This window comes from Azospirillum brasilense (genome assembly GCF_003349955.1).
In the GTDB taxonomy this organism is placed as follows: Bacteria; Pseudomonadota; Alphaproteobacteria; order Azospirillales; family Azospirillaceae; genus Azospirillum; species Azospirillum brasilense_B.
On sequence record NZ_QLKQ01000007.1, the window covers coordinates 92,030 to 104,817 of the forward strand.

General features: G+C 67.7%; 14 protein-coding genes. 4 read left to right on the forward strand and 10 right to left on the reverse strand.

Features of this window, described 5'->3' with window-relative positions:
• The first annotated feature begins 25 nt into the window (after window positions 1-25).
• The gene (gene rpmE, locus DXK32_RS05120; protein ID WP_014241009.1) at window positions 26-250 is read left to right on the forward strand and encodes a 50S ribosomal protein L31; all 225 of its coding nucleotides are present in this window, start codon (window positions 26-28) and stop codon (window positions 248-250) included.
• 113 nt (window positions 251-363) lie between these two features.
• Here rpmE and DXK32_RS05125 read toward each other — a convergent pair whose 3' ends face one another.
• Complete coding sequence (locus tag DXK32_RS05125) at window positions 364-771, reverse strand: DUF1465 family protein (RefSeq protein ID WP_109070617.1); 408 nt, start codon at window positions 769-771, stop codon at window positions 364-366.
• A gap of 279 nt (window positions 772-1,050) precedes the next feature.
• Between DXK32_RS05125 and DXK32_RS05130 the strand changes: the two genes are divergently transcribed.
• Window positions 1,051-1,512, forward strand: coding sequence for an Hsp20 family protein (locus DXK32_RS05130; RefSeq protein WP_114857548.1), 462 nt, complete (start codon window positions 1,051-1,053; stop codon window positions 1,510-1,512).
• Window positions 1,513-1,595: 83 nt separating this feature from the next.
• Here the strand turns inward: DXK32_RS05130 and DXK32_RS05135 are convergent, their stop codons facing one another.
• From DXK32_RS05135 to DXK32_RS05155, 5 genes are all read right to left on the reverse strand, one after another.
• Window positions 1,596-3,488 (reverse strand): sensor histidine kinase, encoded by a 1,893-nt coding sequence (locus DXK32_RS05135; protein WP_247876987.1) that lies wholly within the window; start codon window positions 3,486-3,488, stop codon window positions 1,596-1,598.
• A gap of 98 nt (window positions 3,489-3,586) precedes the next feature.
• Entirely contained in the window at window positions 3,587-4,384 is a 798-nt protein-coding gene (locus DXK32_RS05140; protein WP_114857550.1) for an alpha/beta fold hydrolase, read from the reverse strand.
• A 10-nt stretch (window positions 4,385-4,394) separates the two neighbouring features.
• Complete coding sequence (locus DXK32_RS05145; protein WP_114857551.1) at window positions 4,395-5,705, reverse strand: O-acetylhomoserine aminocarboxypropyltransferase; 1,311 nt, start codon at window positions 5,703-5,705, stop codon at window positions 4,395-4,397.
• Window positions 5,706-5,879: 174 nt separating this feature from the next.
• Window positions 5,880-7,010 (reverse strand): carboxylate-amine ligase, encoded by a 1,131-nt coding sequence (locus DXK32_RS05150; RefSeq protein WP_114857552.1) that lies wholly within the window; start codon window positions 7,008-7,010, stop codon window positions 5,880-5,882.
• A gap of 6 nt (window positions 7,011-7,016) precedes the next feature.
• Window positions 7,017-7,889 carry an N-formylglutamate amidohydrolase gene (locus tag DXK32_RS05155; RefSeq protein WP_114857553.1) on the reverse strand — a complete coding sequence of 291 codons (873 nt, stop codon included), beginning with the start codon at window positions 7,887-7,889 and terminating at the stop codon, window positions 7,017-7,019.
• A gap of 185 nt (window positions 7,890-8,074) precedes the next feature.
• Here DXK32_RS05155 and DXK32_RS05160 point away from each other — a divergent pair, with 185 nt between their 5' ends.
• Both DXK32_RS05160 and DXK32_RS05165 read left to right on the forward strand, forming a co-directional pair.
• Window positions 8,075-8,989 (forward strand): DMT family transporter, encoded by a 915-nt coding sequence (locus DXK32_RS05160; protein ID WP_114857554.1) that lies wholly within the window; start codon window positions 8,075-8,077, stop codon window positions 8,987-8,989.
• 109 nt (window positions 8,990-9,098) lie between these two features.
• Window positions 9,099-9,857 (forward strand): FadR/GntR family transcriptional regulator, encoded by a 759-nt coding sequence (locus tag DXK32_RS05165; protein WP_247876988.1) that lies wholly within the window; start codon window positions 9,099-9,101, stop codon window positions 9,855-9,857.
• A 143-nt stretch (window positions 9,858-10,000) separates the two neighbouring features.
• On the opposite strand, the gene DXK32_RS05170 is transcribed toward DXK32_RS05165, so the two are convergent.
• The 4 genes from DXK32_RS05170 to rpmD form a co-directional block, all read right to left on the reverse strand.
• Complete coding sequence (locus tag DXK32_RS05170) at window positions 10,001-10,648, reverse strand: adenylate kinase (RefSeq protein WP_114857556.1); 648 nt, start codon at window positions 10,646-10,648, stop codon at window positions 10,001-10,003.
• Window positions 10,648-11,988 carry a preprotein translocase subunit SecY gene (gene secY / locus DXK32_RS05175; RefSeq protein ID WP_109070627.1) on the reverse strand — a complete coding sequence of 447 codons (1,341 nt, stop codon included), beginning with the start codon at window positions 11,986-11,988 and terminating at the stop codon, window positions 10,648-10,650. Before secY ends, DXK32_RS05170 begins: the two co-directional genes overlap by 1 nt.
• Before the next feature lie 118 nt (window positions 11,989-12,106).
• A complete protein-coding gene (gene rplO, locus DXK32_RS05180) occupies window positions 12,107-12,592 on the reverse strand; it encodes a 50S ribosomal protein L15 (protein ID WP_014241021.1) in 486 nt (161 codons plus the stop codon).
• A gap of 4 nt (window positions 12,593-12,596) precedes the next feature.
• A complete protein-coding gene (rpmD, locus tag DXK32_RS05185; RefSeq protein WP_014241022.1) occupies window positions 12,597-12,788 on the reverse strand; it encodes a 50S ribosomal protein L30 in 192 nt (63 codons plus the stop codon).

Here is a 12,788-nt window from a genome sequence, read left to right on the forward strand (position 1 = left end):
CGCTCGCTTTGCAGGAACCCCGGCCATGAAGACTGATATCCATCCCGACTACCACGAGATCAACGTGGTGATGACCGACGGCAGCACGTTCAAGACCCGCTCCACGATGGGCAAGCCGGGCGATACGCTGCGCCTCGACATCGACCCGAAGTCGCACCCGGCCTGGACCGGCGTGCAGAAGCTGCTGGACACGGGCGGCCAGATCGCCAAGTTCAACAAGCGCTTCGCGAGCTTCGGCCTGAAGAAGTAATCTTCTTCGCCCGCAAAACGAAAAGGGGCGTCCGGTTCGCCGGGCGCCCTTTTCGCGTTTGCGGCTTCCGTTTGCGGACGGATTCTGTTCGCGGTTTGCCGGGAAGCCGGCCGTCAGCCGGCCAGCGCCACCGCGTCGCGGGCACGCTCATCCAACCGGGCGACGCGCATGTAGAGCCGGTGGCTGCGCTCCAGAAGGCTGCGCAGACCTTCGGGCAGTTGCTCGTTGTCGGGGCCGGAGGGATCGGTGCAGATGTCCCCGCCCGACAGGGCGAAGTCGTCGCTCGCCGCCTGCTCGCGGGTCATCTCCCCGGCATGAACGGCCTTCTGCGCCAGCAGCCAGGCCATCACCTGGGTCAGGCGGCTGGTCACCCGCATGGATTCGTACGAGATCTGAAGCCGGACCTGGGGCGGCAGCGCCCGATGGCTGACGGCGTCATGATAGGCGATGTAATTGCGCGCCTCGATCAGCAGCGCCATCGTCTCGTCGTAAGTCCCGTTGAAGAAGGTCGGTGTTTCCATCACGGCCGTACCCCTCCCGCGGCCGAATGGCCCGATTCCGAGCCTCGCCGCAACTGATTAACAATCGATGAGTGGTTATGGACCCCCGACATCCGCCCTGCGGACGGTGACGGCGCGGCCCGGCGATTTTCAAAAAGCGCCCTCTTGAACGGGCAAATGGCTCGACTATCTGTCGCGGTGTCGGCGGACGCCCAGTTGGGGTTCGCCGACACCGCAAGCCGGGAGACCGACGATGATCGTGGTCTCCGATCGCTGTATCGCTCATGTGGAGGATATGTCATGCGCTCCTACGACCTTTCGCCCCTGTTCCGTTCGACCGTCGGATTCGACCGCCTCTCGCGTCTCCTGGAGAACGCGATGACCGGCGACGAGGCCGCCGCGTCCTACCCGCCCTACAACATCGAGAAGACGGGCGACGACGCTTACCGGATCACCATGGCTGTCGCCGGCTTTGGCCCGGAGGACCTGGAGATCACCGCTCAGCAGAACTCTCTGGTGGTCACAGGGAAAGCTAAGAAGGAACAGGAGACCGGCCAATTCCTCTACCGGGGTATTGCCGGCCGCGCTTTCGAGCGCCGCTTTCAGCTTGCCGACTTCATCAAGGTGGGCAACGCCAATCTGCTGAACGGGCTGCTCCACATCGATCTGGTGCGCGAGGTGCCGGAGACGATGAAGCCGCGGACCATCCAGATCGGCACCAACGGCATGGCGAAGCCGGCTCTGACCCAGCAGGCCGCGTAACCGGAAACCTCCATACGTCGGCACGGCGCTCCGGGAAACCGGGGCGCCGTTTTTGCGCCCGCAGGAAGGTCTCGCCATCTCCGTCATCCGTCGGCCATGACCCGGCCTGGCGGCAGGACCACGGTCACCGTGGTCCCCTGCCCCGGCGCGCTGTCGATGCGCAGCGTGCCGCCATGCGCCTCGACCAGCCGTTTCGAGATGGACAGGCCGAGCCCCATCCCCTCGTAGCGCCGCGCCATCGACTGGTCGACCTGGACGAAGGGCGTCATCGCCTTCGGCAGATCCTCCGCCGCGATGCCGATCCCGGTGTCCGTCACCGACAATTCCAGCCCGCCATCGCCCCCGCGACGGGCACGGATGAGGGCGGGTTCACCCGGATTGGAGAATTTCACGGCGTTCGACAGCAGATTCACCAGCACCTGCCGCAGGCGCAGCGCGTCGCCGGTCAGCATCGGCAGCCCCGCCTCCAGATCGAGGTGGATCGGCACGCCGCGCTTGCCCGACTGGATGGCGACGAGATTCAGCGCCTCCCCCACCAGGGCGGACGGATCGACGGGGGTTTCGTTCAACCGCAGTCCGCCGGCCTCGATGGTCGTGATGTCCAGGATGTCGTCGATGATCGCCAGCAGATGCTCGCCCGACTGGCGGATCGAACCGGCATAGTCGATGTAGCGGTCCACCTCCGTCGCCCCGAGCAGCCGCATTTCGATCACCTGGGCGAAACCGATGACCGCGTTCAGCGGGGTCCGCAATTCGTGGCTCATGACCTGGAGGAAGGTCGACTTGGCGCGATCCGCCGATTCGGCGGCCTCCTTCGCGGCGATCAGGTCGTTTTCGCTCCGCTTGCGCGCGGTGATGTCGCGGATGATGCCGGTGAAGACGCGGCGCCCGCCCGTCTCGACCGCGCTCACCGACAGTTCGATGGGAAAGCGGTCGCCATCGCCACCCCGCACCGCCACGGCCTCCCGCACGGCCCCGGCGCCGTGGGCCTCTCCGCCCGGCTGGTAGACGGCAAGCCCACCATCCTGCAGCAGCGCGCCGATGTCCGGGATCAGCCGGTCGATCCGGCTCCACAGCATGTCGGCGGCGGGAATGCCGAACATCGCCTCCGCCGCCGGGTTGAAGCTGTGGACGATGCCCTCGCCGTCCATGGTGACGATGGCGTCGGCCGCGGCGTCCACGATGGCGTTGGTCCGGGCTTCCGCCATCAGGAGCGCGTCGACGGTCCGCACATACTCGGTCATGTCGGTCAACGTGCCGACCCAGCCCTGCACCCGCCCATCGGCATCGGTCAGTGGCGAGCCCTGGCACAAGGCGAAGGTGACCGCGTCGCCGGCCCCGCGGAATCGCACGTTCAGCAGAACCGGCTGCGCCGACTCCACGGCCTCCGCCCAATCCGCCTCCAATCGCCTGCGGTCCTCCGGATGGAGCGCCGCGCGCCAAGCATGGCCCCGCAAGGCATCGGGCGGCAGCCCGGCGATGGCGGCGAAACGCGAGTTGGCGGAGACGATGCCGCCGGCACGATCCGTCTGGAACAGGCCGACCGGGGCGGAGCGGGCCAGCGTTTGGTACCGTGTTTCGCTCGCCTGCAGCCGCTCCTCCGCCTCCACACGGTCGGTCACGTCGCGGGCGTTGAGGACGATCCCCCGGACATCGTCATCGTCGAGCCGGTTCTGCGCCGTCACCTCCATGTGCCGCCATTCACCCGCCGCATGGCGCAGCCGGCAGGGGAACGGACCGATGACGCCGGCTGAGTCGCCGCGGCCGCGCAAAGCCAGGCGACGGGCCACCTCATCCCGATCCTCCGGATGGACGCGGTCCAGAGCGACCGTCCCCACCAGCGCCTCCGGCGCAAGGCCAAGCACGCGCAACGACGCGGCTCCCACATCGGCGAACCGGCCATCCGGCGACAGCACGGCGACGACGTCGCCGGCATTCGCCATCAGGGCATGGACGTACCGCTCAAGACTCCGCACCGCTCACCGTTCCGCATCGCCGCTCCAATGCAGAACAGTAAGACGCGAACCTGTTAACGATTCATGACGCCATTGTAATCGGCAAAGAAATAGCCGCTTCAGCGCGCAGAAAACCGCGCGGAGAAAGCATCTGTGGTTGCGTTTGGTGCTTCCGTCATAACCATATGGCCTATGCCAGACAGCTGAATAACTTCAGAACCGCTGACTTTGGCGGCAAGCGCCTTGCCAGATTTTGCCGGGGTCATACGGTCGACTCCGCCCAGCAGGAACAGCGCCGGACAGGACACCGCCGCCGCCGCCTCGCCGCCGCGGACATAAGCGTTGCAGGCGCCCAGATCGACGCCCAGCACACCGGGCCGCGCCCGCTGCATCAGCCGCCGCCCGCCGGGAACCAGGGACAGTCCGGGCGCCGCCGCGCCGCCGACATGCCCGCGCGGGCCATGCCCCCAGCCGATGACCAGCTCGATGGCGGACGGGTCGTTCAGCGCCGCGGCGGCCAGCAGGTCGGGATGGACCGGCATCGTCTCCGCCACCCCCAGCAGAGCCAGCGATTCGACGCGCTCGCCGTGCCGCGCCGCGGTTTCCAGGGCAACCAGGGCGCCCATGGAATGACCGGCGAGCGCGGCCTTCGCCACGCCCGCCGCGTCCAGCAGCGCCACGATCCAGTCCGCCAACGCCTCGATGGACGACAGCGGCGCCCCGGCGGAGCGGCCATGCCCCGGCAGATCGACCGCCAGGACCGACCGCCCGTGATGGGCGAGGTAACGGCTTTGCAGGCTCCACACCGTGTGGTCCATGCCGGCGCCGTGGATCAGCACGATCGCCGGAAGCGCCGGATCGAAGGGCCGCCCGCCGGTGTGGGCGTAAACGCTCTGGCCGTTGACGGTCAGGTCCATGGCAGCCTCCTCACGCCTTGGTGGCGGCGCGCAGCGCCTGGCGCAGATCGTCGATCAGGTCGTCACAATCCTCCAGCCCGATGGACAGGCGGATCATGTCCTCCCCCACCCCGGCGGCGGCAAGGGCCTCGGCGTCGAGCTGGGCGTGGGTGGTGCTGGCGGGGTGGATGACCAGCGACTTGGCGTCGCCGACGTTGGCGAGGTGGGAGAACAGCGCCAGCTTCTCGATGAAGCGCCGCCCGGCCTCCCGCCCGCCCTTGATGCCGAAGGAGACGATGGAGCCGGCGCCGTGCGGCAGGAGCTGGGCGCGCAGCCGGTGGTCGGGATGGTCGGGAAGCTCCGGGTGGGTGACCCAGGCGACGCTGCCGTTCTCCGCGTAAGCCTCCGATTCGAGGAAGCCCAGCACCTTGCGGGTGTTGTGGATGTGCCCCTTCATGCGCAGCGGCAGGGTTTCCACGCCCTGGAGGATCTGGAAGGCGTTCATCGGGCTCATGCAGGCGCCGAAGTCGCGCAGCCCCTCGGCGCGGGCGCGCATGACGAAGGCCGCCGGCCCGTACTCCTCCGCGAAGTCGATGCCGTGATAGCCGGCGTAGGGCTCGGTCAGGGTCGGGAACTTGCCGGACGTCTCCCAGTCGAAGGCGCCGCCGTCGATCACCACGCCGCCGATGGCGACGCCGTGCCCGGCCAGCCACTTGGTGCAGGAATGCATGACCAGATCGGCGCCGAAACTCAGCGGCTTGCACAGATAGGGCGTGACGAAGGTGGCATCGACCATCAGCGGCAGACCGGCGTCGTGGGCGATGGTCGACAGGCCGGGGATGTCGAGCACCTCCAGCCCCGGATTGCCCAGCACCTCGCCGAACAGCAGCCGCGTCTCCGGCCGGATGGCCGCGCGGAAGCCGTCGAGGTCGCGCGGATTCACGAAGGTCGTGGTGATGCCGAATCGCGGCAGCGTGTAGGTCAGCAGGTTGCGGCTGCCGCCATAGATCGAGGAGGAAGCGACGATGTGACCGCCGGCGTCCATCAGCGTCATGATGGCGAGCGTCAGCGCCGCCTGTCCGCTGGCCGTGCAGACCGCGCCGACGCCGCCGTCCAGGGCCGCCAGCCGCTCCTCCAGCACCGCCACCGTGGGGTTGGAGATGCGGGAATAGATGTGCCCCGGCCGTTCCAGGTTGAACAGCGAGGCGGCGTGGTCGGTGTCGTCGAAGACGTAGGACGTGGACTGGTAGATCGGCACCGCCCGCGCCCCGGTGGCCGGGTCGGGCCGCTGGCCGGCGTGCAGGCTCAGCGTGTCGAACTTGAGGAACTTGGCGTCGGCCATTCCCTTCCCCCTGAAAAAGGTAAGGGCCGCCCGTGGTGCGAGCGGCCCTCTGCTGCTTCGTTTTTTTTGCCTGCCCTGCTCAACTCGGTGAGCTGATTTGCGGGGAGGGTATGGCTGGATGACGCAAAGGTCAAGTAGTGGCTTTCCGAAAGTTGCCCCCAATTTCGAAGCAATTCATTCCACCCCGACCATCGTCTCCTCGGTCAGCCAATCGACCACCTGGGCCAAAGCCTCCCAGCCGGTGGCGCCCTGCTCCAGCGCCTCGCGGTAGATGGCCACCTGACGGTGGGCGCTGGTGCCGCGCCGGATGATGTCGCGGGCGTTGGCGACCTCGGCCACGCAATCAAATCGTTCCGCGTCCTCACGGGTCAGCTCGATCAGCTCCTCCATCAGGTCGGCGTAGGGAACGATGGTGCCGCGCCCGAAATCGACCAGCCCCTCATCGAGGCCGTAGCGCTGGGCGCGCCAGCGGTTCTCGCCGATCAACAGATTCTTGTAGGGCCGCCACGTCACGTTCCTCAGCCGCAGCCGCCACAGCATCCGCAGCAGGCAGCGGAACAGCGCCGCCACCGTCACCGCGTCATCGAGGCGGGTGCAGACGTCGGTGATCCGCATCTCCAGCGTCGGGAAGCGCTGGGACGGGCGGATGTCCCACCACAGCTTGCTCGCGTCCTCGATGATCCCGGCGTTGACCAGCACGTTCACCTGCTGCTGGTACTCGCCGAAGCTCTGGAAGCTGTCGGGCATGCCGGTGCGCGGCAGCTCGTTCCACACCGCCAGCCGGTAGGATTTGCGCTGCATGTCCTGCCCCCGCCAGAAGGGCGAGGAGGTGGAGAGCGCCAGCAGATGCGGCAGGAAATAGCGGACCTGGTTCATCAGGTCGATGCGCAGGTCGTCGTCCTCGATCCCGACATGGACGTGCATGCCGCAGATCATCAGACGCCGCGCCGGCGCGCCGAGGTCGCGGGCCAGCATGTTGTAGCGGTCGCGGTTGGTGTGCTTCTGCGGCTCCCACGCGGCAAAGGGATGGGTGGAGGCGGCGATGGGCGCCAGATTGTGGGCGCGCGCCACCCCGGCCACCGTCGCGCGAAGCCGTGCCAGCTCCGCCCGCGCCTCCGCCAGCGTGGAGCACACCGGCGTGCCGACCTCGATCTGGCAGCGCAGGAATTCCGGGTGGATTTGGCCCGGCGCCTGCTCCTGGCAGGCCGCCAGCATCTCATCCGGCGGGTTGCGCGCGATGTCCCGCGAGCTGCGGTCCACCAGCAGATACTCTTCCTCAAGCCCCAGCGTGAAGGCCGGCTCCATGTACGCTCACTCCCGCGGGAACAGTTTGATCTGGTAGAGGTCGGGGTCGGCCAGGATCGGCTCCAGCGCGTCGCCCAGCACCGTCGCCCACAGCGCGGCCCCGTCCGGCATGGCGATCAGGTCCTGGCGCACCTCGACCAGGACGTTGGGCAGCCCGGCGGGGGTGGCGTGGCTTTCCACCGTGCCGCCCAGGGTGGTCCGGCCCGAATAGGGCTCGTTGTCGCCGACACACCAGCGCCCGTCGGCGCGCAGCCGCGCGATCATCGGAATCGGAATGCGCGGGTCGTGGTCCCACAGGATGCCGACATGCCAGGGCCGGGCGACGCCGCGCATGGCGGGCGTGAAGCTGTGGATCGACAGCAGCACCGGCACCTGACCACGCTCGCGCCGCCGGGCGACCTCGGCGGCGACGGCCTCATGATAGGGCCGGAAGATGGCGTCGATTCGGCGCTCCTCCTCGGCCCGGTCCAGGGCACGGTTTCCGGGGATCACAACATCGTCGCTGACCACCGGGATCGCCGTGGGATCGTTCAGCGCGCGGTTCGGGTCGATCACCAGCCGGGAATAGCCGGACAGCACCGCCGTCGCGCCGAACCGCTCCGACAGCCGCCGCGTCACCTCGGCCGCGCCGATGTCGTAGGCGATGTGCCGGCACAGATTCGTCTCGTCCAGCCCCAGCGTCCCCAGAGCCTTCGGAATGGCGCGCGAGGCGTGGTCGCACAGCAGCAGGACCGGACTGTCCGACTCCGGGCGCAACACGGTCACCGGCGGCGGATCGTCGGGACCCAGCAGCGGCGCGGCCGGCGCGGCGCGGGGCGGCGACGGCAGGGTCACCGGTCGGGGATGTTCGGCGGGCTTGCTGGGGGATCGCTGCGTCATGATGGCACAGTATTGCAGGGTCTCGGTCGCGGCGGAAGTTCCCGCCGGCTGGTCCGATGGCAACGGCCGTGACCGGCGGACGATCCCGGGACACAGGCAATGTCCCACAATCCGGGCCTTCCGCAGATGAGCCATGCGGTGGGGGGACGTGGCGCGCGCAGGTTGCGTCCGTTATAACGGACGCCATGCCGGACGCCAGCACCCTCGCCCCCGCCGCGCGCGCCGACGCCGCGCAACGGATCGCCCTGATTGCCCTTCTGACCGGGGCCCTGGGGATCGCCTTCGCCCCGATCTTCGTGCGCCTGTCCGAGCTGGGCCCGAGCGCCACCGCCTTCTGGCGCCTGGCCTTCGCCATCCCGGCCCTGTGGGTCTGGATGGCCATGGAGCCGAAGGGCGGCTCACGGTCCCGCCGGCCCTCGTCGCTCAACGACTACGCCCGGCTGACCGCCGCAGGGCTGTTCTTCGCGGGCGACCTCGCCATCTGGCACTGGTCGATCCGCTACACCTCCGTCGCCAACTCCACGCTGCTCGCCAACTTCGCGCCGATCTTCGTGACGCTGGTGTCCTGGCTGGTGTTCAAGGAGCGGTTCAGCCGCACCTTCCTCACCGGCCTGGGTCTGGCCCTGTGCGGCGCCATCGTGCTGATGGGGCAGAGCCTGCAGTTGAGCCCCGATCATCTGTTCGGCGACGCGCTGGGCTTGCTGACCGCCGTGTTCTACAGCGGCTATTTCCTGATGGTCGGCCGTCTGCGGTCGGAGTTCTCCACCGCCACCATCATGACCTGGAGCGGCGTGATCACTGGCCTCGCCCTCCTGCCCATCGCCCTGATGTCGGGGGAGAGCCTGATCGCCGGCTCGCTCGGCGGCTGGAGTGTGCTGCTGGGACTCGCCCTGGTCAGCCACGCCGGCGGCCAGAGCCTGATCGCCTATGCGCTGGCCCACCTGCCGGCCGCCTTCTCCTCCGTCAGCCTGCTGCTCCAGCCGGCCGCTGCGGCGGTGCTGGCCTGGGCGCTGCTCGCCGAACCGCTCGGCGCGTTCCAGGCGGTCGGCGGCACCATCGTGCTGGCCGGAATCCTGGTGGCGCGCCGCGGAAGCCGATAAAGCGCCACGGGCGGCGCGCACCATACGCCGCCGTCCGGATGCGAGTTGACGTGATTTGCCCGACTCGGGTACGACCTATGACCGATTGCTGATGAAAGGGCATGCCACCGTGTCCGACACTGAAGAACCCCACCACGTACCGGCCTCCTCCCAGCGCATTTCCGAATGGGTGGCGGAGCGGCTTCTCGAGCGGATCGCCCGCGGCGAACTCGTTCCGGGTGAACGCCTGCCCGGCGAACGCCAGCTGGCCGAGCAGCTCCATGTCAGCCGGGTGTCGGTGCGCGCGGCCCTGCAGAAGCTGAAGACCCAAGGCTTCCTGACCGCTGTGCAAGGCGGCGGCACGCGGGTGGTGTCCTCCGCCGGGGCCATGGATGGCGCCCTGACCGAGATGGTCCGGGTGAAGCACGCCAACCTCTGCGATCTCGTGGAGATCCGGCAAGCCCTGGAGAGCTGGGCGGCGCGGCGGGCGACCGAACGCGCGACCCAGGAGCAGATCGACCATATCGGCCGGGTCCTCGCGGCGATGGGCGAGACGGGCCGTGACGGCAAGCAGGCGGCCGACGACATGGACTTCCACCTCGCCGTCGCCCAGGCGGCGGGAAGTCCGGTCTACCTGCATCTGCTGGCGACCATCCGCGACATCCTCGGCCAGATGATGGAGTACCATCACACCGAGCCCTTCGCGCTGGGCCGCGAGGCGCTGATGATCGACCATCACCGCGCCATCTACGACGCCATCCGGCGCCGCGACGCCGATGCCGCCGCCGTCGCCGCCACCGATCACCTCGGCTGGGTGCTCGACCGCTACAACGACCTGAGCCGGAAGGCGGAGGACCTGTCCCGCCCCGACACCGACGCCAATTCATAGAGCCGCGACAACCGCGGAGGACTGCCGGGGAGGACCGCCCTCCCCGCTCCGCCATCGACGCATGAAGCCATCGACGCATGAAAAAGCCGCGGGAGTCCAAAGACCCCCGCGGCTTTCTGTTCAGCGAACCGTGCGTTTCCCGGTCAGGCGGCCAGGATGCCCTCGATCTGCTTGGTCACGTCGTCGATCTCGGCCATGCCGTCCACCGTCTTCAGAACACCGCGGTTCTGATAGTAGGGAAGGATCGGCGCGGTCTGCTCGTGATACTGGGCGAGGCGGGTCTTCACCGTGTCGGCGTTGTCGTCGGCCCGGCGCTTGAACTCCGTGCTGCCGCAGACGTCGCAGACGCCCACGACCTTCGGCTTCTCGAAGACGTCGTGATAGCCCTTGCCGCATTTGGCGCAGGTGTAACGACCGGTGATGCGCTCCACCAGGATGTCGTCGACGACTTTCATCTCGATCACGTGATCGAGCTTGAGCCCCTTCTCCGACAGCATGCTGTCCAGCGCCTCGGCCTGGGCGACCGTGCGCGGGAAGCCGTCGAGGATGAAGCCGTTGGCGACATCCGGCTTGGAAATGCGCTCCGCGATGATTTCGACCATCAGCGCGTCCGGCATCAATTTGCCGGCGGACATGATGTCCTTCGCCTGCTGCCCCAGCGGACCGCCCTCGGCGACCATCGCGCGGAGCATGTCGCCCGTGGAAAGCTGGACGAGTCCGCGTGTGTCTTCGAGACGCCGCGCCTGGGTCCCCTTCCCGGCGCCCGGCGGTCCGAGCAGAATGAGATTCATTACTTTCTCCCCCGAAGCTTCGCTTTTTTAATCAGCCCCTCATACTGGTGGGCCAGCAGATGGGAATGAATCTGCGCGACCGTGTCCATCGTCACCGTGACCACGATCAGCAGGCTGGTGCCGCCAAAATAGAACGGAACCGAATGCTGGGAAATCAGGATTTCGGGGAGGAGACAAACCGCCACAAGGTAGGCCGAACCGATCACCGTCAGGCGGGTCAACACATAGTCAATGTAGTCCGCGGTGTTCTTGCCCGGACGGATGCCGGGAATGAAGCCGCCATACTTACGCAGGTTCTCGGCCGTGTCCGCGGGGTTGAAGACGATGGCCGTGTAGAAGAAGCAGAAGAAGATGATCAGAGCCGAATACAGGATCATGTAGAGCGGCGTGCCGTGCGCCAGATAGCGCGTGACGGTCTGCAGCCACTCCGGACCCTCGCCGCCGGCGAAGCCGACCGCGGTCAGCGGCAGCAGAAGCAGCGACGACGCGAAGATCGGCGGGATGACGCCCGCGGTGTTCAGCTTCAGCGGCAGGTGCGACGCTTCACCGCCGAACACGCGGTTGCCCATCTGCCGCTTCGGGTACTGGATCAGCAGACGGCGCTGCGCGCGCTCCATGAACACGATGAAGAACACGACGCCCACCGCCATCAGCAGCAGGAAGACGATGAACAGCGTGGACAGCGCGCCGGTGCGGCCCAGCTCCAGCGTGCTGACCAGAGCGCGCGGCAGCTCGGCGACGATGCCGGCGAAGATGATGAGGGAGATGCCGTTGCCGATGCCGCGGGCGGTGATCTGCTCGCCCAGCCACATCAGGAACATCGTTCCGCCGACCAGCGTGATGACCGTGGCGATCTTGAAGAACAGCCCAGGTTCCGGAACCGCGGCTCCGGACGCGCCGGTCATCGCCTCGAGTCCCACCGCCAAGCCCCAGGCCTGCACGGTCGCCAGAAGGACGGTGCCGTAGCGGGTGTACTGGTTCAGCTTCTTGCGGCCCGACTCGCCCTCCTTCTTCAGCGCTTCCATCTGCGGCGACACCGCGGTCAGGAGCTGCACGATGATGGAGGCCGAAATGTACGGCATGATATTGAGCGCGAAGATCGTCATGCGGTGCAGCGCGCCGCCGGCCAGCATGTCGAACATGCCCAGGATGCCCCCGCCCTGCTGCCGGAAAATATCGGCCAGGATCTGCGGGTTGACGCCCGGAATCGGGATGTAGGTGCCCAGGCGGTAGATGATCAAGGCACCAAGGGTGAACCAGATCCGCTTCTTCAGCTCGGTCGCCTTGGAGAAGGCCCCGAAATTAATGTTCGCGGCAAGCTGCTCGGCCGCTGATGCCATGGGTCGTATCCCTGTCCCTAATGCACGAACGGGGCGGTCCTGCAGGATGCAGGCCGCCCCTCGCAACTTCGCTTCATTTAGTGCCGGAAGGTGCCCGCGCGCAAGCGCGGGCTTCCGATCACTCGGCGGCTTCGGCGGCGGACGCGGTCAGCGTGACGCTGCCACCCGCCTTCTCGACCGCTTCCACAGCCGACTTGGAGGCGCCGGCCACGGTGAAGCTGGCCTTCGTCGTCAGGGCGCCCTTGCCCAGCAGACGGATGCCGTCCTTCTTCACCTTCCCGGTGACGCCCGCCGCTTCCAGAGCCACCGCGTCGATGGTCTGGCTGGCGTCGAGCTTGCCGGCGTCGATGAACTTCTGGACCAGGCCCAGGTTCACGACCGAGTATTCCTTCGCGAAGATGTTGCGGAAACCGCGCTTCGGAAGACGGCGGTGAAGGGGCATCTGGCCGCCTTCAAAGCCGTTGATGGCCACGCCGGTGCGCGAGGTCTGACCCTTGACGCCACGGCCGCCGGTCTTGCCCTTGCCCGAACCGATACCGCGGCCGACGCGCATGCGCTCCTTACGGGCACCGGGGTTGTCCCGGAGATCGTTCAGCTTCGTCATGGGTTCAGCCCTCGTTCTCGACGCGGACCAGGTGCGCGACCTTGGCGATCATGCCCCGCACGGCCGGAGTGTCCTCCAGTTCGCGGGTCCGGTGCAGCTTGTTGAGACCCAGACCGACCAGCGTCTCGCGCTGGTCGTGCTTGCGGCCGATCGGGCTGCCGGTCTGGGTGACGATGACGGTCTTCTTCTCGGCCAT

Bases quoted from the DNA above. Each gene is read 5' to 3' on its own strand.
- secY (WP_109070627.1), bottom strand. From the start codon at position 11,988: ATGGCATCAGCGGCCGAGCAGCTTGCCGCGAACATTAATTTCGGGGCC.
- DXK32_RS05130 (WP_114857548.1), top strand. From the start codon at position 1,051: ATGCGCTCCTACGACCTTTCGCCCCTGTTCCGTTCGACCGTCGGATTC.
- DXK32_RS05125 (WP_109070617.1), bottom strand. From the start codon at position 771: ATGGAAACACCGACCTTCTTCAACGGGACTTACGACGAGACGATGGCG.
- DXK32_RS05150 (WP_114857552.1), bottom strand. From the start codon at position 7,010: ATGGAGCCGGCCTTCACGCTGGGGCTTGAGGAAGAGTATCTGCTGGTG.
- rpmE (WP_014241009.1), top strand. From the start codon at position 26: ATGAAGACTGATATCCATCCCGACTACCACGAGATCAACGTGGTGATG.
- DXK32_RS05140 (WP_114857550.1), bottom strand. From the start codon at position 4,384: ATGGACCTGACCGTCAACGGCCAGAGCGTTTACGCCCACACCGGCGGG.
- rpmD (WP_014241022.1), bottom strand. From the start codon at position 12,788: ATGGCCGAGAAGAAGACCGTCATCGTCACCCAGACCGGCAGCCCGATC.
- DXK32_RS05155 (WP_114857553.1), bottom strand. From the start codon at position 7,889: ATGACGCAGCGATCCCCCAGCAAGCCCGCCGAACATCCCCGACCGGTG.
- DXK32_RS05170 (WP_114857556.1), bottom strand. From the start codon at position 10,648: ATGAATCTCATTCTGCTCGGACCGCCGGGCGCCGGGAAGGGGACCCAG.
- DXK32_RS05160 (WP_114857554.1), top strand. From the start codon at position 8,075: ATGCCGGACGCCAGCACCCTCGCCCCCGCCGCGCGCGCCGACGCCGCG.
- rplO (WP_014241021.1), bottom strand. From the start codon at position 12,592: ATGACGAAGCTGAACGATCTCCGGGACAACCCCGGTGCCCGTAAGGAG.
- DXK32_RS05145 (WP_114857551.1), bottom strand. From the start codon at position 5,705: ATGGCCGACGCCAAGTTCCTCAAGTTCGACACGCTGAGCCTGCACGCC.